The sequence below is a fragment of the Pseudomonas sp. WS 5059 genome, from assembly GCF_012985525.1.
Classification (GTDB): Bacteria; Pseudomonadota; Gammaproteobacteria; order Pseudomonadales; family Pseudomonadaceae; genus Aquipseudomonas.
On record NZ_JAAQWO010000001.1, the window covers coordinates 718,142 to 737,913 of the forward strand.

Consider the following 19,772-nt stretch of genomic DNA (forward strand, 5'->3'; position numbering starts at 1 on the left):
GGATTTTAATCGGCCGCCCAGCGCCTGGGCATAAGACGATCCTTAAAAGCGCCGGTGCCGTTACTTGTAGAACATATCGACCACGACCGCCGCATCGAACGCGCCGGGAATGGGCAGGCTGCGCCACTTCAAGTCCGCCCTGAAGTCTTGGCGGAAGGTCTGGTTAGCACCATTCATTCGGGCCAGGGGGAACCATTCATTAAAGGGCAGATGCTGATTGGTATAGTCCCAGGCCAACGAAATGCCCACGGAACTGTTATTGGCCGGCACCAACAGGCCATTGATCACGTTCCCGCCGCCCGGGGTGGTGGCGAAGCGCGCGCTCACCGTATACGGGGTGTCGCAGGCTTTGCGCAGGCTCAAGCTGAAGGTGGCGGTGCTTGCCACCTCGCCGATCTGCGCCTTGCGCGAGGGCTTGGGAAAGTTCACCACGTTGGGCGTGATCGTCAGGTCTGGCGTGCAGGGCACGAAGCGGATGTCGTTGACGCCGGTGACGATGTAATTGAGGTTGCTGTTGGGGCGGTTGTTGAGCCCCGTAATACCGTCCAGTTGAAAGACCCGGTATTGCGAAAGGGTACTGGCCTGGCCGTTTTGCGGCGTGGTACCAAATTTCTCGATAAACACGCTGAAGTTGAGGGTGAACCGGGCCTTGTCCCAACCGACGCAGTTTGACAAGTTGCAACCGCGGTCGGAGTAGAACCCAGTACCGTACTTACCACTGCTTTGGGTGATCGGCACCGAGTTATAGCGAATCCCGGCACGGATGCCCTGACCGATACTGACGCTTGCCGGGTTCAGGTAAAAAAACACTTCTTCGCGGCCATGGTCAAAGTCATCCTTGCAAATCACGTTGACCGAGCGTGGGCCCGACTCCCAGATAATCGTGCCATCCGGCGCATCGGCCGCTACTGCCAATGCCGTGCCCAGGGGCGCGGTGTCAGCGACAGAACCGCTACCGTCCACCCGACAGGCCAGCGCATAGCTGGTAGCGGGGAGGGCGGCGCAGGCAAGCAAGGTGGCCAGGAGCAGGTATTTAAGGTGTGACATAGGTCGGTGTTCCCCACGAACCATCACTTGAGGGCCGCACGATGGCGGGCCTGCAAGCCGATATCGGTGATTTCGGTAAAGTTGATTTGGCTCCCGGCGCTGATGGGGGCCTTGGCACTGAAGACTTTGCGTTCCCCGGGCTTGAGCAATGCGTAGTCATCCAGCGCCTGAACCTGGCCGCCGGCGTCGATTTGCACATCGATCAGGGACAGGTGAAACGCACTCGGATTGGTGACCGCTATGGACTGCCCATCGGTGCGCTCCCACACCAAGCGGGGCACCGCCTCTGACGAGCTGCCGGCAAGCCCAGGCGGGCGATAGAACAGCTTGAGACGCTGGCGCACGGCAAATTGCACGCTGTCGGTGGCTTGCGGCTTCAGCGGGATTTCCATGACGTTGAGCAAGAACATCGATTCCACGTCGTCGGGCAAGCCTTCGCCGGCATACAGAATACGCAGCAGGTGATGCTGTTGAGCATCCAGGCGAACCAGCGGCTGAACCACGGCAAAGGGCACCGGCGAAGTTGCATCATCGTCCTCGCGGGTGACCCAGCTTTGCACCACCAGTTCGCCGGGGGACTGATTGACGATGTTGATGCTGGCTTCTTTATATTGGCCAAAGTAGATCAGGCGCGTGCCTTCAATCTTGACCGTCGCCTGCGCGCAGGGCGCCAGGGCCAGCAGCGCTGCAAGCAGCGCACTGATCCAGAGCAGGGACCGGCAGAATGGCAAATGCTTGAGTGTTGACATGAGGGCCCGCAGCTTCCCTGGATAGGTTTGGAATGGCTTCGGGGCTCATGTTAGGAGGTGGGCGCTGGGGATTCTCTCAGGCGATTCTTAAAAGCCACATTTGCAGGCTCAGGGCTGGGGCGCGTTCTGCTTGTCTGCGCCGAAAGTGACGTTCTTGTTTGGGCGTGCCTGCCAATCACGCAGCCATTGCAGGCCCTTGGATGTGTTGCCGCGCGGCCGGTATTCGCAACCCACCCAGCCGGTATAGCCCAGTTGGTCGATCAGTTCGAACAGATAGGGATAGTTCAGCTCGTTATGCAGGTCCGGCTCGTGGCGATCCGGCACGCCCGCGATCTGGATGTGGCCGATACCGGCGAAGTCCTGGCGCAGCTTCGTCGCCACGTCGCCCTCGACAATCTGGCAATGGTAGATATCGAACTGGACTTTCAGGTTGGCATGGCCGACGGCTTTGCAGATGGCGTGCGCCTGATGCTGGTGGTTGAGGAAAAACCCCGGTATGTCCCGGGTGTTGATCGGCTCCAGCAACACGGTGACGCCGCTCTTGGCGGCTTGTGTGGCCGCATAGTCGAGGTTGTCCAGGTAGGTTTGCTGGTGCCTGGCGCGATCCGCTTCGTTTGCCAGCAGCCCGGCCATTACGTGAATGCGGTCGTTGCCCAGGACGGCGGCATATTCCAGGGCCTGGTCGAAACCTGAGCGAAACTCCGATTCACGACCAGGCAGGGACACGGTGCCTTTCTCGCCCGCCGCAACATCGCCGGGCGGCGCGTTGAACAGGGCCTGGACCAGGCCATTGTCGTCGAGCCGTTGTTTCAACTGTTGCGCGGGGTAGGCGTAGGGGAACATGTATTCCACGGCCTGGAAACCATCGGCAGCGGCGGCGGCAAAACGGTCGAGAAAATCATGTTCGGGGTAAAGCATGCTGAGGTTGGCAGCGAAACGAGGCATGAAGACTCCAGGGGTGAACAATCAATCGTATGGCCGGTGTTACCACTGAACACCAAAGGCCGCGTGCAACTCATCCAGTGCCGACTGGGGCAGGGGAGCGGGGCGCGGACCGGTCATCAGCCACAGGCGTGCGGTTTCTTCCAATTCTTCCAGGGCATAGCTGGCTTTGGACACCGAGCTTTCCCAGATCACCGGCCCGAGGCGCTCAAGCATCACCCCGCGCACACGGTTGGCCAGTTGCGCCACCCGCTCGGCCACCTTGGGAGAGCCGGGGCGCTCATAGGCGATCTGCGGGATGCGCCCGACTTTCATCACTTGGTAAGGGGTCAACGGCGGCAGGATTGTATCCTCCTGCCAGACCCCGGCCAGCGTCAACGCCACCAGATGGGTCGAGTGGGTGTGGACCACGCCGCCCACCCCAGGGTTGCGATCGTAGACCTGACGGTGCAGGGCCAGGGTCTTGGACGGTTTGTCGCCACTGACCCATTCCCCGGCCAGGTTGACCTTGGCAATCGCCGCCGGGTCGAGACGCCCCAGGCATGCGTCCGTGGGCGTGATCAACCAGCCGTCCTCCAGGCGCGCGCTGATGTTGCCGGCGCTGCCCACCGTGTAGCCACGGGTGTACAACGAAGCGCCGACGTCACAGATCTCTTCACGCAGGGTATTTTCGTTGCTCATGTCCGAACTCCTGCCAGTTGCTTGAGGGCCTTGTCGAAGAAATCCACACCGCCGAAGTTACCCGACTTGAGCGCCAGTGCCAGGGGTTCCCCGGGCGTGCTGACGCAGGCGGGCACCCCTGGGTCGATTTGCGCGCCGATCTGCAATAGCTGGATATTCAGCGCCTGGACCACGGCGCCCGAGGTTTCCCCGCCGGCGACCACATAGCGCCGCACACCGGCCTCGCGCAGCCCGCTGGCGATCCGCCCCATGGCTTGCTCCACCAGATGCCCCGCACGCTCGGCGCCTAATTCGCGCTGGACCGCCTTGACCTCATCGGCTGTGTTGGTGGCGTAGATCAGCACAGTTTGCGCATGGTCGGCGGCGAAGGCCAGCGCCTCCTCGACCACCGGTTTTCCCGCCGCCAATGCCAGCGGGTCGATACGCAAGGCCGGGCGACCTGCCTGCAACCAATTCGCGACCTGCCCCCTGGTGGCCTGGGAAGCGCTGCCCGCAAGCACCACCTCAGCGCCTTTGACGGCGGGCACTTGTGTAGCGTCCAGCGTGCGCAATTTACCGGCACGCCGAAAGTTGCCCGGCAAGCCCAGGGCCAACCCGGAACCGCCAGTGAGCAGCGGCAACTGCGCACAAGCCTCGCCCAGCAGATAGAGATCGGTATCGCACAGGGCATCGGCGACAGCCATGCTGACCCCGTCGGCGCGCAACTGAGCGATGCGCGCGCGGATGCTCTCGACGCCGCCGGCCACGCTGTCATAGCGCAACAGGCCGACCTTGCCTTGGGTCTGCGCCTGTAACACGCGAACCAGGTTGGCGTCAGTCATTGGCGTCAGCGGGTGATGCTGCATGCCCGACTCGCTGAGCAATTGGTCTTGCACGAACAAGTGCCCGCGAAACACCGTGCGCCCGTTTTCCGGGAACGCCGGGCAGGCGAGGGTGAAATCGCTACCCAGCGCGTCCAGCAAGGCGTCGCTGACCTGGCCGATATTGCCGGCCGCCGTGGAGTCGAATGTCGAGCAGTATTTGAAAAATATCTGCTCGCAGCCGCGCTCGCGCAGCCAGTGCAGCGCTTCGAGGGACTGCGCGACGGCATCGGCGGCCGGCACCGTGCGTGACTTGAGGGCAATGACGATTGCATCGGCGTCGAGCTGGCTGGCGACATCGGCAGCGGGTATGCCGATGCTCTGCACAGTACGCATGCCGCCGCGCACCAGCATATTGGCCAGGTCCGTGGCTCCGGTGAAATCGTCGGCAATGCAGCCCAGCAGCGGCCGGGCAGGGGCGTTCAACATGGTGCGCTCCTCAATCGGGTTTAGCCGGGCTGGTATTCATGGATGAATTGCTCGATCACATCAGTGAAATGCTCGTCTGCGGTAAAGCCCAGGTCCCGGGAGTAGGTGGCGCAAAAGGCGCCGGGCCAGGAGCCGACGATGCGCTCGATCGCCTGGTTGGGCTCCATGCGAATCCGTTCGGCCACTTGCGCACCGGCGGTCTGGCGCAGGGCATCGATCATGCGCTCAACGGTGATCGACAGGCCCGGCATGTTGATCACCCGGCCCTGGACCAGTTGCTCGCCGCCCAGTTCATGGCCATGAATCAGGTTGCCAATGGCCTGTGCCGGCGACATCAGCCACAGGCGGGTGTCGAGTGGTACCGGACACACGCTGGGTTGGCCGTTGAGCGGCTCGCGGATAATCCCGCTGGCGAAGCTGGAGGCCGCCAGGTTGGGTTTGCCTGGGCGCACCACGATGGTCGGCATGCGCAGGCTGCGACCATCGACGAAGGCGCGCCGGCTGTAGTCGGCGAGCAGCAAGTCGTTCATGGCTTTTTGCGTGCCGTAGGAGCTTTGCGGCGCCCAGACCTGATTATCCGGCACCTGTTCCGGCAACTGTCCGCCGAACACCGCGACAGAGCTGGTCATCACCCATTTGGGGCACGTACCGAGCTGGCGCACGCGCTCCAGCATGTTCTGGGTTGCGCTGAAGTTGATGCGCATGCCCAATTCAAAGTCGCCTTCGGCCTGGCTGGAAACCACCGCAGCCAGATGGAAGATGCTGTCTGTGTTGGCATCGATCAGGCTTTCCAGCACTTGCGCGTTGGCGATATCGCCACACACCACTTTGACCCGGGGATCAGCGATCCCTGTGAGTTCGACCATGTCGAAGGCGAGGATCTGCCCGATGGGCCGCGACTGGCCAGTGCGGTCGGTGAGCGAACCACGCAGCAGCAGCGCTTCGATCAGGCGCCGGCCGAGGAAGCCGGCTGCACCGGTCACGAGAATATTCATGAGTTACTCCAAACGTCAGCGGTTGACGAGTTTTCCGGGAATTCTGAAGACCAGCAGGGCGCCGAGGAACAGGGCGCTCGCCATCACGTACATGCCGATTGTGGTGCTGTGGGTCAGGTCCTTGAGGAAGCCCATCAGGTACGGCGAGACAAAGCCCGCCAGGTTGCCCCAGGAGTTGATCAGCGCAATGCCGGCAGCGGCAGCCGTACCGCCGAGGAAGGCTGTCGGCAGGCTCCAGAACAAGGGCAGGGTGCTCATGGCCCCCATCGAGCCCAGGGTCAGGCCGATCATCGACACGGTGAAGTTGTCGCTCCAGGTGGCGGAGATGAACAGGCCGATACCCCCGAGCACGGCGGTCAGCGCCAGGTGCCAGCGCCGTTCGCGCAGCCGGTCGGCACTGCGTGAAACCACGATCATGGTGACTGCCGCGGCGGCGTACGGGATGGCGGTGAGCATGCCCACCTCAAACACATCGCTGACGCCGGCCTGGCGGATAAGGGTCGGCAACCAGAAACCGACGGTGTAGAACCCGGCGATCATGCAGAAGTAGATGGCCGTCAACAGCCAGATACGCGGTTGCAGGAACACCTCTTTAAGGCTGTGTTTCTGGTGGTCGACGGCTTCGGCGTCAATGCGTGCTTGTAGCAGGGTTTTCTCTTCGCGGGTGAGCCAGCCGGCGCTGGAGATCCGGTCGCTGAGGCAGAACACCACGAGGAAACCGACGGCAATCGAGGGCAGCCCTTCAAGGAAGAACAGCCATTGCCAGCCGGCATATCCATGCATACCGTTGAACGCGCTCATGATCCAGCCGGACAACGGCGCGCCAATCAGCCCGGACAGCGGCACAGCGGTGGCAAACAGGGCGTACATCTTGCCGCGGCGGTGGGTCGGGAACCAATAGGACAGATACAGGATGACACCCGGATAGAACCCGGCCTCGGCAATCCCCAGCAGGAAACGCATGATGTAGAAGGATGTCGGCGTGGTCACCAGGGCCATGGCCGAGGAGATGATGCCCCAGGTGATCATGATGCGGGCGATCCACAAGCGCGCGCCGACGCGATGCAGGATCAGGTTGCTGGGCACCTCGACGAGGAAGTAGGCAATGAAGAAGATCCCTGCACCAAGGCCCTAGACGGCTTCGGAAAACTGCAAATCGTCAGACATCTGCAACTTGGCGAAACCGACGTTCACCCGGTCCAGGTAGGCGACCAGATAGCACAGCAGCAACAGCGGCATGATCCGCCACGCCACTTTGCGATACGCCAGGTTCTCGAAGCGATCTGCGGGTACGGCAGTACTGGTTTGAATCACTGACTCAGTCATGTGTTTCCCCCATCCTTATTTTTATAGTGGGTGGCGTTGTGTGTGTCGGATTACATGATGGGGCGTTTTTTATCATAATACGTCATACGAATTCAACGACTAAATCCCCAGGGGACGCCGGGCATAAAATGCAGTACCTTTCACAGATTTGAGCCAGAGCTTTCTATGCCCACTGCTGACAAGTCTTCCTGTAGTGCCGATGCGCTGGGCATCCTCAAGGACGCCGCCAAGGGCACACTGTCCGACCAGGTGACGGCGGCCCTCAAGGCCTACATCGCCAACGGCGAAGCACTGCCGGGCGATCGCCTGCCCACCGAGCCCGTACTCGCCGAGCGCTTCGGCGTGAGCCGGACGGTTATCCGCGAGGCCATTTCGCGGCTCAAGTCAGCCGGCCTGGTGGAGGTGCGCCAGGGCAGCGGCACGGTGGTCAGCGAAGGTGCGCACATCAAGGCGTTCACCATTGACCTGGATGTGGGCGGGTCGATCGAGGCGGTGTTGCGCGTTACCGAACTACGCCGTGGCATCGAAGGCGAAGCGGCGGCACTGGCGGCGCAACGGCACTCACCGGCGCAACTGGAAGCGATCCACCAGGCGCTGAAGGCCATTGATACGGCCGAGCAGGGGGGGCGCGACGGGGTTGAGGAGGACTTGGCGTTCCATCACTCCATTTCCAAGGCGACCGGCAATCCGCTGTATCCGTCATTGCACGAATTCATCGCGCAGTTCATCAAAGAAGCGATCCGCATCACCCGCTCCAACGAAGAGCGCCGCCGCGACCTGGCCAAGACCGTCCGGGCCGAGCACTTTGCGGTGTACGCCGCCATTGCCGCACGCGACCCGCAAGCCGCGCGCCAGGCGGCGCTGGAGCATATCAATAATGCGGTTGAGCGGCTCAAGAGTGCTGATCCTGCGTTTTGGCAGAGTCCGGGGGCGAGGAAGGGTTAGCATTTTAGCTTGGGAGTGTGAGTGGATTATTATAACTAAACTAAACAGTCATTTAGTTTAGTTATAGTCAAGAGCATAGCTAAACGTTTGGCATCATATAGGGACGATCTATATGCGGGGAAGGCTTACGTCAGGTCTGTGGGTGGCATGTTTCGTGATCAGTGCTACAGCGCTGGCGGATGAACTACCGCGTAGCGAGCAGTTAAAAGCATTCCGCGCTGCTGGATTTAACCAAGAGACGTCGGAGTGCGAAATCGAGACAACAGGTAGCTACACGCCGGTAACCATGGAATTGGTTGAGGACCTGAATGGTGACGGCCGGCCGGATGCGTTGATTACCGAAGGCAGCACTTACTGTTATGGGCAAGCGGGTACTGGATTTTATCTAGTCAGTCAGCAGTCTGACGGCCACTGGAAACTCATGCTCAAAGAAAGCGGCGCCGCTGAGTTTCTCGCTAGCAAAGGCAGTAATGGTTGGCCTGATGTCAAGGTCGGCGGCCCGGGCTCTTGTTTCCCAGTACTGCGTTACGACGGGCAACGATATCGATTTCACCACAGTGTTGGTGAACGGTGTGCTGACTCGCCATAAACGTCAGATGGCCCAAGGCTCAAACGAAGGCAAGTCAGTGACGGCGACGGAGGCTGCTTTTGAATCTGGCGCGCAGTGGTTCTAGGTCGCTTAGTGAAAAGCAGCCTCCAGAGCCCCCCAGCTCCGCATAGGATAGTTCGCATAATGTATATTATGTTAAACGACAGGCTATGCCATAAATGTTCATGAGCTGCCTAAGTGACTGATTCGACGAATTCGTTGTTGACGCCTACTCTCTCAACGGGCTATGTCCATAGTGTTCATGACGAATCCTTGAATGAGGTGGATGCCGATGAGACTGATTCAGTGTCGTTTCTCTTCAGGTCAACGACTACCGCTGCTTGTACAAGCTGGTGATGCGACTCCGTTGCCCATACTCATTCCGTTCATCTACGTCCAACTCAAACTCAGGCACCGCGCTTACAACACGGCTGCGGCGCACCTGCGCGCGATCCAGGCTTTCTACGCCTATGCCAAAAGCCGAGATCTGGATATCGATGAGGCCATTTTGGCCTGCCACTTTGAGGCGATTCTGGCTTTGCTGGATGGTTACGCTATTTGGCTCCAAAGTGGCCGTCATGCCGATAATCTGATTGCCCGAATCGGCAAACCTGGCACTGTACTTTCTCAGCAGATCAGTTCACGAACACGTGACCAGTATCTGCGCCTGCTGAAGAAATACCTGTCTTGGTGCGTCACCCGTTACATCCCGCGCGCCCGCCAGAATTCATCCGCACAGGCTGACATCAACGTGGTATTTGCCGATGTTGCTGACGTCATTGAGCGGCGCTTTGAGGGCCACATCATCAATGCTCGTCCCGACCGCACTCGTTACCGCAGCCTGACAGATACGCAACTACAGATCGTTCGCACACTGATTCGCCCTGGCGCTGCGGAGAATCCGTTCCCGGAACGTTTGCAACTGCGTAACTGGCTAATGATTGAATTGCTCTTGGAGACCGGCATCCGTCGCGGAGAGCTTCTGAAGCTCTACACCACGGATATCAATAAAGGTTCTCAGCACGCCTATGTCAGCATCAATGATCGCGAACATGATCCCCGCGACCCGCGCGTTGAAGAGCCTGCGCTCAAAACACATGGACGGACCGTAGGCATCTCCGCACAGTTGTATGAGGTCTACGAGCGCTATATCCAAAGCGACCGGCGCCCTCTGCGTGACGGTAAACCGATGAAATTGCTCTATCGCTATTTGTTCATCTCGGATCGTGGCCGCCCGCTATCGATCCGCGCGTTGTCTAACGTTCTTGATCGGCTGTTTCTGACCATTGAACTGGCTGATCCAGGGTTGTTGCCTACACTTTCTGCGCATGACTTTCGCCACACATTTGCAGACCGGTTTTTGGCTTACCTGGTCGAAAAGCGTGGGCATGACCTCGAGCGGGCCACGGACGAACTCCGGCGAGTCTGCGGTTGGTCTGAGACCTCGACGATGCCACGCCGCTACGCAGGTCGTTATCTAGCCGAGTCGGCCAACCTCCATAACGCCCAGCGCACCTCGGCAGCCTGGAGTCGACTAGACAGTTAAGGAGGTTCGCCGTGACCAAATCAGCCGATCAAGAACACGCGTCACCACTCTCCTCTTTGCCAGCTTATGTGTTCAAGGGCCCCGCTTACGTTGCGATTCGAACTCGCACTAATGACCAACCACGATATGTCGATACTCAACTGAAGGTGTGGACCTGGTATGACGGTGGACTAGCAATGAAAATCGATTGGACTGCGATCCAGTTGAATTCAGAGCTAATCGAAATAGGCAAAGGCTTTATGGCTTATGCACTTGAGAAATATGCACCTCGAACTGCGGCAATGTTCGCGGATACCCTTCGATTTTTACCTGGTACAAATCTCGCGGCCGGACTTCCTTGGGCTACACATCAACTAATCACTGCTCTCGAAGAGATCAAAAAAACGAGGACAGTACTGGTAGGATTTCGAAGGCTTTATCGTTGGGCAATGGATAGAGGAATCAATGGCTTCGATCCAATCACATATTTAAAAATCAAGGAGGTAAAGTCAGATCGGGTTGACCCGTATGCTCGAATTTTTCTCTCGCAGTCTGGTTTAGAGCTTGATGAGGAAATTCGATTACTGAAACGCATTGAGCGAGAACTTAAACCTGACTCTTGGGAGGATGTTCAGTTTAATATAGTGCTTCACTTGGGCTTCGAACTCGCACCTCGGTCGATTCAATTTCATTCGCTCGACATTGCTGACTTTGAGTTTATTGAGAGCGCTGATCACGAGAAGTACTACACGCTGTGGTTACCCATGGCCAAAAAAGTCGGCCAGCGCAGACCTGAGCGGCGCCCCCGCAAAATAACCACCCGCCTGGGTGAGAAAATCTCACGGCACGTTTCAGAAATTCAACGCCGTTTTGGTAGCGACTGTGAACCATTATTTGTCAATCCTTGTGGAAGGCGTCTCTCAGTTATTGAAATCGGTACAGGCCTCAAATACGAGCTGCGTGAAGCTGGGATAGATAGGCCGAATCAGGTAACCATGTTGTTGCGTCATCACCTCGGACAAGGCTTGGCGGATCAGGGTACCCCAGCAGACATGATTGCCGAACTGCTCGGTCACAACAGCACGGTTGCAGCGCGTGCTTACGTAACGGCCACCCCCAACATTGCCCGGATCAAAGAGAAAGCACTGGGTAAGAGCCCGGCCTATCAACGCATCATGCGCAGCTTATTAACTGGGAAAGTCGTCCAACGCCGCGATGCGGCTCCTGAAGCAGCCGTCCGCGGCGTCATTGATACGCAATACATAGGCGATATTGGTGCCTGCGCCCTGCCCGTTCATACCCACTGTCCCTACAACCCTATATACGCGTGCTACACCTGCAAGAAGTTCCACCCCTTTGCTGAAGGCCGCCACGAGCAGGTAAAGGATGCGCTCCAGCGGGAGGCCCAACGGTTCATTGATATGGCAGAACAAGCCGGTGATCTGAGTCACAACCGGCCCCTCGCCCAGCATCAGACAACCATCCTGGCAGTAAGCGCTACGATCGAACGCTGCCGGCGGCACACGGAGGGTGCCGAAGATGACGCTGTCTAGGGCAAGGCTGAGCCTCGAAAGCTTTATTGCACAGGAGCAAGCGATTTTTCGGTCGTTACCGATTTCAACACCATGGGCAGAATCATTCTGGGGTATCGGAAATTGGTTGCCGCAAAGGGATGTTAACAAACATGCACTTACGTTTGAGACGCACCGACAAGCCCTGGAAAAGACAGGTTATCCTGCTCCGACCAAGGGCCCACTGCCCTTCGCATTCCAAAACTTTAACAAGGCTCTGATTGTGTATTTGCAACGTACCCGAAACCTGAAGTTTTCGATGGTCGCTGCTTACAATATTGCCGTCCGGCGGCTCTATAACCCCTTGTTTGAGCGCGGTGTATCCGACCCCACACAATTGACGCGAGGTGACTTTGATCGCGTCGTCGGATTTCTCCGTGAGAGCTGCTATAAGAACCTCTACGACGCAATCTCTCACCTTCAAGTAATAGCGGATACGATTGATAATCTGCAATTAACAGAGATCGCCATCCACTTTGAGCATGATGCAAAACCAGAAAAACGCCGACACGATTACATTTCATTGCACGATCCTGATCGAGCGGTGAAACAGCGTAAATCTGATGATAAATTACCTTCTCGTGAGGCGATGGAGGCATATGCCATATGTTCGAACAACCCACTCAGTGACGGCGAAGAAATTTTGCTGCGAGTGATCGATTTATTGATAGCGACTGGGCAACGAGGTAACGAAGTAGCAGTAATACCTTATGATTGTTGGGTCAAAAGGCCGATCAAAGGGGCGACAGGAGAAGTAGTTGTCGATGCCCATGGCAAGTCTCTGGTCGAATGCGGAATTAGGTACTTCGCGGAAAAGCAATTTCAATCCCGTGTTCATTGGTTTGCAAACAGCGACATTCCTCTAGCTAGGCGTGCAGTCAAACGACTCAAGGTATTGACGCACGAGCAGCGAGAAATCGCTAGATGGCAAGAAGCCAATCCGGGACGTCTGTGGGATTACTCGCCGCAGGAAGTTCTGACTGAAAATCAAGTTCTCCGGTGGCTTGGATTTAGTGAAGGGTCAAGCTCAGGGCGGAATCTCTACTTGTATCTTTCTAGAAATGGAATTGACCCATTCGACGATGAAACAAAACTTAAATCCACCGAAGCCAGAAAACGGAGGTATCTAGCCGGTAAAATTGAAAAATTGCTCGTTCCTAAGTTGCGTGGCCACGATGTTCTAACGGAGAATTTTGGTGGTGCGCCTCGGACAGTACTTAAAACCAGCGAAACGCTTGCAATTGCGTTTGACGGACAATTTCGTTTGGGTGGGAGAGAGTCCAATGTGTTCCGTGCCATACCGAGGCGAGTCATGTTGACTGATATCAACCGGGCACTCGGCGCGGATCCACAATTCTCCTCCATATTCTCGCGCCGTTCATTATTGGAAGCTGATGGGACACCGATTAGGCTGACTAGTCATCAACCGCGCCACTGGCGAAATACTATTTATCATCTGACTGGCATGAGCAATGTTCAACAAGCGCTTGCCCTGGGGCGGAAACGCCTCGACCAGAATGTCTATTACCAACACACAAGCATTGAAGAAAACACCGCTACCCATCAAGAGTTCTTGGCGTTCAATAGCCATCACGAGCGTATCGACTTTCTACATGCGGGCATAAGAGATAAGCGCATTCAGGGCGCTTTGACCGACAGTTACCATGCGCTGCTGTCAGATAAAGGCACGATCACGGCAGACGCATTCCTTACCGTACACGCAACGGCGCTGCACGTGACACCCTTTGGAGGTTGCATTCACGACTTCTCCCAAGCGCCCTGCCCTAAGCATCTTCAGTGCTGGAATGGCTGCTCGCATCTCCATCTGATGGGCACTCCATCGGAACGGACGAACCTTGAGAAACAAGCCGAAAATCTTACGGCCGCAATTACTATCATGCGCGATGCCGGCGCCGGAGAGGCAGGCAGCGATGTATGGCTGGCGGACCAAGAGGACAAACTCAATAATCTAAAATCCGTCCTAGCACGCGACACCAATGCAGGTGTGCAACGCGTGTTTCCAAATGGGCGTCCAATGACGGTTGCGGACTCGGACAAACGACACAGTTCGGTTTCAGATGACTAGGGGCAATTATGGCGCAACGACAGACATTGAGGGGCGGCACTCTTGACGAAGCAATAGACGCTCTCCTCGCCCAGATGATTAGCTCTGGAGTGGAGCTCGCTCCCATTTCCCGACCAGAGGTGCAGCGCCGGCTGGGCCTGACAAGCCGAGCTACGCTAGGAGGTGGCCGTGGAGACAGAATTGAGGCCGCTCGTGTTGTTCAAATGAGGGAAAGCGGGAGGGATCCGGATGGTGCCCGCCGGCGCAGGAGTCTCGAAGAGCGTATTGCAAGTCTTCAAGCGGAGAACGCTGCGTTGGCAATACAGCGAGACAAGCTTTTCGAGGCTCTGTCAGTAATAGCACACAACTGCCTTATGAACGGTTTGGACGTAGAGTCAGTAATGGCACCGTTGAGAAACACCCGATAATCAGGCTGAGTAGTCTTCGTATCGACTACAGATTACGGCATGGTAATCTGCCCACATTGCTAGACAGGACTGCGTCAGCTCTGACGACTGCACATTACGGTACACGTTCGTTCCAGACGCAGAGCGTTGACATGAGCGCCAACCGCTCGTAGAGTTTGGCTTGTAGCCCTTGAGGCACTTCAGCTTTACCTCCCCTTGAGGGATCTGCAAAGCCCGGTAACGACCGGGCTTTTGCCTTTCTGCTGTATTGCTCTGAACTCTCATAAGACGTTCCTTCGTATTCACCCTTTTATCGCCGTTGTGTTTTCAACCAGACGCGGCTTGCTCAGGGCTCCTCGTACTCGGCCTCAGTTTAGGGAAGTGAGGTATCTACAAAACGCAGGGCGATTCAGTCGCCGTCCGAGTTAGAAGGTCCTGCTGAGCGCTTGAAAGGGGTGATGAGAAAACCTGCTGGATCACGCCGTCAACGCATTCCCCCACCAGAGTTCGCCCGATAGAGAAAAATACGATTTCTACCCCGACGGCGGGAGGCATCATCCCACTGCCTCCTCTAGTAGCCAAAAGGTTCATCTCATGGCTACTGACGAGCAGTGGGCCTGGGTGCTTGGTGAATCAAAACACAAAGATCCCTACAGCACCTTTGGCAGCGATCACCATCAGCGCTGGCAATCCTTCAACGCTCATCTGCCTATGCAGGGAACTCAGCAAATTCTCGTCGAGCTCACTCGGGCGAGCCGGACAACCGTCGGGATGCGAATGCCATTCGCCCACATAATCCACCATGCCAGCAGTACGCTTGTGTACTACCTCCAGCGCTTCTGCCTGGCCCTCTTGCCCTCTAATGAAATGGCTCGGACTGGCCTCGCTGTCCGCCGGTGCCGGCAGAACGTCAACAATGACAATCGTCTTCGTTTTGAGATCCGTGACGCCGAGGATTGCGCCACCCGTTTCGTTCGGAAGGGCCTTCTGTCGAGCGGTGTACAATTTCTGAACCAGTGACTCGTCGTACTTCACCGTCCAGCCAGATGATTGCGCAGAATGCACTTGCGCGGTGTCGATCTCATGAGCGGTAACTGATCCGGATCGGTCATCTGATTCCCAGACACAAATCCTTGCCTGCGACTTGGCGACTGACTGCCGAAGCTGCCTGGAAAGAATTCCTGCATGACCATGAATAGATTCACCCGACATCCTTACCGAAATGTCACGACAGCCACCGCCCACCCAGCGATCCCCCAGAGGCTGGGCCAAGTGCTGATGACCCCACTCATTTTCCAGTATCGCTCGGTAGTACTGTCCCTCCAGACCGTCAATGCGCCGAAGCCTGTCCTGATCTTCGAGAATCATCACACTTGAGAGACCTGAAGGTGTAACGAACAAGCTCACGGTGCGGGGAGCTTCCGGTCTACGGGCGAGCTCACGTGGTGCCTCCAACGTTGTCGTTACATCCACCAAGATTTGGGCAACGCTCAACGACGAGGCGATCTCCTCGGTATCCTCAAGTATGCTTTTGGCAATTGCCTTGGGTGGATCCCAGTTCGGAAAGATTTCTACAGCCAGATCCCTCACTACGTTGACCTTTGGCCGGCCAATGTATAAATCGAACGCCACATGGCGGCATAAATTGTGAGGCAGCACCCGATCAGGGTCTATGAACGTCCACCGCCCCCAGCCTTGGCGAATCCATAGATCAGCCAACACGCTACCTAACGCCCCCACCCCGGCCAGGACGCCTTGGATGTCACTGTTCTCCTCAGGGGTGCCCGATAGATCACGAGCGGCTTTGGCTGTGAGAGCACTTCGAACTTCTACCGACATGAGCGGGATCAATCGCCAGGCAATACTGCCAGCTCCACCGAGGATCACGCTACGGTGACTCAGCCCTTTCGAATCAGGGGGGCCTAGCATATCTAGGGCCGTTGCTAGGTCAAACAGAGAGACGTCCAGCATGTACCCAGCTACGTCAAAGCGTTCAGCCTCGCCGTCGCGTACGCGCGGAATCCAGACAGTAATGAGTACACCTTGGCCTTGGGCAGGAGCAGCAGAAACACCGCCTTCAATGGCGTCGTAAACGGTCGCATGAAGCGACTGATAGAGGTCGCTGCCCCAGCTTACGAGTTGATCATGCAGATCACCCAAGGTCTCTGGATAGCGAGCCAACGTTGGCGATCCCACAGGATTGACCACCATTGAGACCATCCTGACCAGCTTCGACTGGTCGCCTGGCCGAGTGGGATCGGCCCTCAAGATGATCGAGTCACCTACATCCACTTTGCAAATGGTCAACGTGTTGCTACCCGATTTTGCGTAATCGGTATAGTTGGAAGGCAGGATAAGCTGGTAAGGGCTCATGTAAAAAAGCTGCTCAACCGGCTGATCACTCCGGTGCAGTTTCAACAGAGCAGACTCTCGCAACCACCAGAACATTCGAGCGATGAAACGCTCCGGCGTCCAGGTTCGCTCGACCGTCGACCAATTGCTGTCGTACAGACAAAGCACCCTAGCCCCGCCTATGGAAGGTGGATGCTGGTGCGACAGCACAGGGAAGTCTTTGCGCAGCGTGTAGACTACTACCGGCACGCGGAAGTCGGGGTTTACACCGACCGCCAATCGCTCGCGTCGCCTGACTCCTCCGAGATTACCCGAATCCACTGTACCGTCGCCGGCATCGATGACAATGTATTCGCTAATTATCTTCCCTGGTTTGTCCTTCCTGATTTCTCGAACATCGGTGTAGGGACAAGCACGTAAAGCTTTGAGGAGTGCCTGGGTATGGGGATAGAGGTGATCCTCATCTGCACAGTCCAAAACCTCACCGAGCTCGTAGTAATCGATCATTTGAACTTGCCAGCGCGTGGCGGAATCGAGGCCGCTACGGAACTCGGTACCGCTCCAGCAAGCGCTGCAGCAACGGCCAGCAGTTTGACCTTACCATCCGACCGAACCTCGAAGTCCATGCAAGCCTTCTCACCGAGATCCCCAGTGCAAGAGAACCAACCATCAACTTCGTCCAGGATGCTCTGATACTCACGCTTCGCCCGGATGCAGGGCGGATCGCAATAATCGTCGAGAATCTCAACACTGCTGGAAACGATCGTTGCACCATTGCGTGCCTGGCTCAGGGCTTGACGGGCATCCCAACTTACCTTGGCGTTCTCGCCCTTGCCCGACCAGCTGTCCCACGAAAGCGTGTGCCAGGAACAGTGGTGCGGAGCTAGGAGCAGATCATATTCAAGCACCTCGGGCGTGGACTCGTAATGACTCCACATCCGCTCCCAGATCAATACCTCAGCGTCACCGCCAACAAGGAATTTGGTTTTGGTTTGCGAGTAAGCCGACGGCGAGATCTGAATATTCATGATCACGCTCGATTCGTTTTTTGTCAGGTCTTCTTCAAGATCCGCATCATCTTCATGCGGTGCCGGTGCGAGCAGGTGCGAGGTGAAAAACTGCGGAAGGTTTTCACCTGCGATCTGGCTGAAAGTCTGGCCGGCTTTAACCAGGATTGGGCCAAGATCGTCAGTCTTCCCCTGGTTGTCTTCGCCCATGATGCGAATGCGGTTCCCATCACCTGCAATGCGATAATTGCGCCAGTAGATCACTCGCCGCCGCGCTTCTTTATCGAAAGCTTTCGCGTCGTCACAGAGGATGTGGTTCTTCGAACTCCGACGGAATACCAGAGGCGACGACCACATTTCACGGATCAAAATCCGCCTCTCCCAACGATCCTTGCCGTCGTCAGGGTAGTCCGCAGGATCGCCAAGCCAGAAGTGATTTCTCAGGCCTGCACAGTGGTCTTGGTCAGGATGACTCAATAGGAAGGCGTTGACGAATGGGCGGTCTTTGGCATCCCACTGCAGCCGCTCTCGCAATGCCCTGCCCACGTCAGGAGTGTCATCGTCTGGGTTGTCCGCAGCCTGGCGGATCCGCGAGTCAATCAGAATGGTGGTGACCAACGTATCGGCCAACCGGATCAACGTCATGTCACCGGTACCCACTTGAAAAAACGTCACCTTGGCAGCCATATATCCCTCCCCGGGCACTGGGCCATCTTTGAGAAACGCTACAGATACTGTAAGATACGTATAGAAACTCAATCCGTCTAGATACTATTCGTATATTTTTTATACCCACTACCTACCAGGCTGATTTCAGATGACTGCTACCGCTACTCGTACCGGACGCTGGGGCCAGGAACGCCGCCTTGAATTTATAGATTTTCGGCTGCTGTGGGAGCGAAAACTCAATCGCTCAGACCTGACCATTTTTTTTGGGATTTCTGTTCCTCAAGCGTCATTGGATTTCGCGACCTATCAAGAACTCGCTCCTGACAACATGGCCTATGACCGAACGCTGAAAGCGTACGTGGCAGGCCCTGACTTCAAACCCGTCTTGACCAACCCGGATCCAGCGCACTATCTAAATGAGCTACAGCAGCGTGGCATAGGCAATATCGCCCCAACGGATAGTTTCATCGGCTGGGCGCCCCCAGTGGCGAACCTACCTTCTCCCATGAGGCAGGTTGATCAACAGATCCTGATCAAGCTCATCAGGGCGCTCCAGGCAGGCGAGGCAGTGGACGTCGACTATCGATCAATGACCAATTTCGACGAGCCAGCTGTTCGGACTATCTTCCCCACATCGTTCGCCCATGACGGCTTTCGTTGGCACACCCGCGCCTTCTGCTTCAAGTCAGGGATATTCAAGGATTTCGTTTTAGGTCGCATCAATGCCCTGAAGACTTCGTTTGCCCCTCCTTCAGAGGTGCCAGAGGACGTTGAATGGGAGACCTTCATCGATGTGGTGATCGGCCCGAATCCGAGCTACCCGCCACAAAAGCAAAAAGCAATCGAGCACGATTACCAGATGGTGAATGGCGAAGCTCGGCTCAGAGCTCGCAAGCCACAGTTGTATTACCTAAACCGCCGGCTGAACCTGAATGTGAAGCCAGGCGACCCGGTCAGTGAGCATCAGCAGATTGTGATGCTTCGGATTGAGAATGCTCGCAAGGAGTCAGCAGCAGATGAGTGAAACCACTTCAGCCAAGCCAAAGACAGATCTGACGATCGTCATCATCATCTATCTGCTGGCACTTCTGGTCTTCGCGACCTACTCCATCGGTGCGATGGCTCTGGGTTGGCTTTCTGAGCCCTATAGGCCTCTGAGAGTGCCGTTGATGTGTGGCGCGATCGCCTACGTTGGCGGTGCCCTGTACTGCTTCCGTGCGATTTACCTCAACAAGTGCGTCCACAAGCGCTGGGATCCGGACTGGCACGTCTGGTATTTCATCCGCCCCATCACCAGCACAATCGCCGGTGCGGTGAGCTACCTCTTCTTGAAGGCAGGCTTGTTGGTACTGGAGTCGACCGCGAACGCCGGAGCAAGCGAAATTGGATTTTTCGCACTGGCCTTCATAGCCGGCTTCAACGTCGACAAGTTCGTGGCGAAAATTGAGGAGGTCGCGAAGGCGGTGTGGGGCATTGATAAAACCCGGAGTGGACAGACTCGGGCTGGTGAGGCGGAGCCGGTCAAATCGCCCACTCCAACCTCCCCTCAAGCCTGAATTAGGTTCTTGCTTGGGAGTTTGATGCGGCAGGCTCACTGCCTGCCGCTGAGGCTT

At 56.9% G+C, this 19,772-nt stretch carries 15 protein-coding genes and 1 pseudogene; 7 read left to right on the forward strand and 9 right to left on the reverse strand.

Features of this window, described 5'->3' with window-relative positions:
* Nucleotides 1-60 precede the first annotated feature (60 nt).
* The 7 genes and pseudogenes from HBO12_RS03075 to HBO12_RS03105 form a co-directional block, all read right to left on the reverse strand.
* The gene (locus HBO12_RS03075) at nt 61-1,047 is read right to left on the reverse strand and encodes a fimbrial protein (protein WP_170041398.1); all 987 of its coding nucleotides are present in this window, start codon (nt 1,045-1,047) and stop codon (nt 61-63) included.
* Between the two features lie 23 nt (nt 1,048-1,070).
* Nucleotides 1,071-1,796, reverse strand: a complete 726-nt coding sequence (locus HBO12_RS03080; protein WP_170041399.1) for a fimbrial biogenesis chaperone — start codon at nt 1,794-1,796, stop codon at nt 1,071-1,073.
* Nucleotides 1,797-1,904: 108 nt separating this feature from the next.
* Nucleotides 1,905-2,741, reverse strand: coding sequence for a 2-oxo-tetronate isomerase (gene otnI, locus HBO12_RS03085; protein WP_170041400.1), 837 nt, complete (start codon nt 2,739-2,741; stop codon nt 1,905-1,907).
* Between the two features lie 39 nt (nt 2,742-2,780).
* Nucleotides 2,781-3,419 carry a 3-oxo-tetronate 4-phosphate decarboxylase gene (gene otnC, locus HBO12_RS03090; protein ID WP_170041401.1) on the reverse strand — a complete coding sequence of 213 codons (639 nt, stop codon included), beginning with the start codon at nt 3,417-3,419 and terminating at the stop codon, nt 2,781-2,783.
* Nucleotides 3,416-4,708 carry a 3-oxo-tetronate kinase gene (otnK, locus tag HBO12_RS03095; protein WP_170041402.1) on the reverse strand — a complete coding sequence of 431 codons (1,293 nt, stop codon included), beginning with the start codon at nt 4,706-4,708 and terminating at the stop codon, nt 3,416-3,418. Before otnK ends, otnC begins: the two co-directional genes overlap by 4 nt.
* Nucleotides 4,709-4,728: 20 nt before the next feature.
* Nucleotides 4,729-5,703 (reverse strand): D-erythronate dehydrogenase, encoded by a 975-nt coding sequence (denD, locus tag HBO12_RS03100; protein ID WP_170041403.1) that lies wholly within the window; start codon nt 5,701-5,703, stop codon nt 4,729-4,731.
* Nucleotides 5,704-5,718: 15 nt separating this feature from the next.
* A pseudogene (locus HBO12_RS03105) lies at nt 5,719-7,029 on the reverse strand (MFS transporter).
* A 165-nt stretch (nt 7,030-7,194) separates the two neighbouring features.
* On the opposite strand from HBO12_RS03105, the gene HBO12_RS03110 reads away from it, so the two are divergent.
* The 5 genes from HBO12_RS03110 (at nt 7,195) to HBO12_RS03130 (ending at nt 13,745) form a co-directional block, all read left to right on the forward strand.
* Nucleotides 7,195-7,974, forward strand: coding sequence for a FadR/GntR family transcriptional regulator (locus HBO12_RS03110; protein WP_170041404.1), 780 nt, complete (start codon nt 7,195-7,197; stop codon nt 7,972-7,974).
* A 154-nt stretch (nt 7,975-8,128) separates the two neighbouring features.
* Nucleotides 8,129-8,563 carry a hypothetical protein gene (locus tag HBO12_RS03115; protein WP_170041405.1) on the forward strand — a complete coding sequence of 145 codons (435 nt, stop codon included), beginning with the start codon at nt 8,129-8,131 and terminating at the stop codon, nt 8,561-8,563.
* A 292-nt stretch (nt 8,564-8,855) separates the two neighbouring features.
* Nucleotides 8,856-10,109: a tyrosine-type recombinase/integrase gene (locus HBO12_RS03120; RefSeq protein ID WP_170041406.1), complete on the forward strand. Its 1,254-nt coding sequence runs from the start codon at nt 8,856-8,858 to the stop codon at nt 10,107-10,109.
* 11 nt (nt 10,110-10,120) lie between these two features.
* Nucleotides 10,121-11,641 carry a site-specific recombinase gene (locus HBO12_RS03125; protein ID WP_170041407.1) on the forward strand — a complete coding sequence of 507 codons (1,521 nt, stop codon included), beginning with the start codon at nt 10,121-10,123 and terminating at the stop codon, nt 11,639-11,641.
* Nucleotides 11,628-13,745 (forward strand): hypothetical protein, encoded by a 2,118-nt coding sequence (locus HBO12_RS03130; protein ID WP_170041408.1) that lies wholly within the window; start codon nt 11,628-11,630, stop codon nt 13,743-13,745. Before HBO12_RS03125 ends, HBO12_RS03130 begins: the two co-directional genes overlap by 14 nt.
* A gap of 1,019 nt (nt 13,746-14,764) precedes the next feature.
* Here the strand turns inward: HBO12_RS03130 and HBO12_RS03135 are convergent.
* Entirely contained in the window at nt 14,765-16,990 is a 2,226-nt protein-coding gene (locus HBO12_RS03135; protein WP_170041409.1) for a Mov34/MPN/PAD-1 family protein, read from the reverse strand.
* Nucleotides 16,987-18,177 carry a ComEC/Rec2 family competence protein gene (locus HBO12_RS03140; RefSeq protein WP_170041410.1) on the reverse strand — a complete coding sequence of 397 codons (1,191 nt, stop codon included), beginning with the start codon at nt 18,175-18,177 and terminating at the stop codon, nt 16,987-16,989. Before HBO12_RS03140 ends, HBO12_RS03135 begins: the two co-directional genes overlap by 4 nt.
* A gap of 130 nt (nt 18,178-18,307) precedes the next feature.
* Between HBO12_RS03140 and HBO12_RS03145 the strand changes: the two genes are divergently transcribed.
* On the forward strand, nt 18,308-19,183 hold the full coding sequence (locus HBO12_RS03145) for a WYL domain-containing protein (protein ID WP_038843347.1): 876 nt from the start codon (nt 18,308-18,310) through the stop codon (nt 19,181-19,183).
* Complete coding sequence (locus HBO12_RS03150; RefSeq protein ID WP_222932584.1) at nt 19,176-19,715, forward strand: hypothetical protein; 540 nt, start codon at nt 19,176-19,178, stop codon at nt 19,713-19,715. The genes HBO12_RS03145 and HBO12_RS03150 overlap by 8 nt, the downstream gene beginning before the upstream one ends.
* The last annotated feature ends 57 nt before the right edge of the window (nt 19,716-19,772 follow it).

Coding starts and splice junctions, on each gene's coding strand:
- HBO12_RS03075 (WP_170041398.1), bottom strand. CDS start 1,047: ATGTCACACCTTAAATACCTGCTCCTGGCCACCTTGCTTGCCTGCGCC.
- HBO12_RS03080 (WP_170041399.1), bottom strand. CDS start 1,796: ATGTCAACACTCAAGCATTTGCCATTCTGCCGGTCCCTGCTCTGGATC.
- otnI (WP_170041400.1), bottom strand. CDS start 2,741: ATGCCTCGTTTCGCTGCCAACCTCAGCATGCTTTACCCCGAACATGAT.
- otnC (WP_170041401.1), bottom strand. CDS start 3,419: ATGAGCAACGAAAATACCCTGCGTGAAGAGATCTGTGACGTCGGCGCT.
- otnK (WP_170041402.1), bottom strand. CDS start 4,708: ATGTTGAACGCCCCTGCCCGGCCGCTGCTGGGCTGCATTGCCGACGAT.
- denD (WP_170041403.1), bottom strand. CDS start 5,703: ATGAATATTCTCGTGACCGGTGCAGCCGGCTTCCTCGGCCGGCGCCTG.
- HBO12_RS03110 (WP_170041404.1), top strand. CDS start 7,195: ATGCCCACTGCTGACAAGTCTTCCTGTAGTGCCGATGCGCTGGGCATC.
- HBO12_RS03120 (WP_170041406.1), top strand. CDS start 8,856: ATGAGACTGATTCAGTGTCGTTTCTCTTCAGGTCAACGACTACCGCTG.
- HBO12_RS03130 (WP_170041408.1), top strand. CDS start 11,628: ATGACGCTGTCTAGGGCAAGGCTGAGCCTCGAAAGCTTTATTGCACAG.
- HBO12_RS03135 (WP_170041409.1), bottom strand. CDS start 16,990: ATGATCGATTACTACGAGCTCGGTGAGGTTTTGGACTGTGCAGATGAG.
- HBO12_RS03140 (WP_170041410.1), bottom strand. CDS start 18,177: ATGGCTGCCAAGGTGACGTTTTTTCAAGTGGGTACCGGTGACATGACG.
- HBO12_RS03145 (WP_038843347.1), top strand. CDS start 18,308: ATGACTGCTACCGCTACTCGTACCGGACGCTGGGGCCAGGAACGCCGC.
- HBO12_RS03150 (WP_222932584.1), top strand. CDS start 19,176: ATGAGTGAAACCACTTCAGCCAAGCCAAAGACAGATCTGACGATCGTC.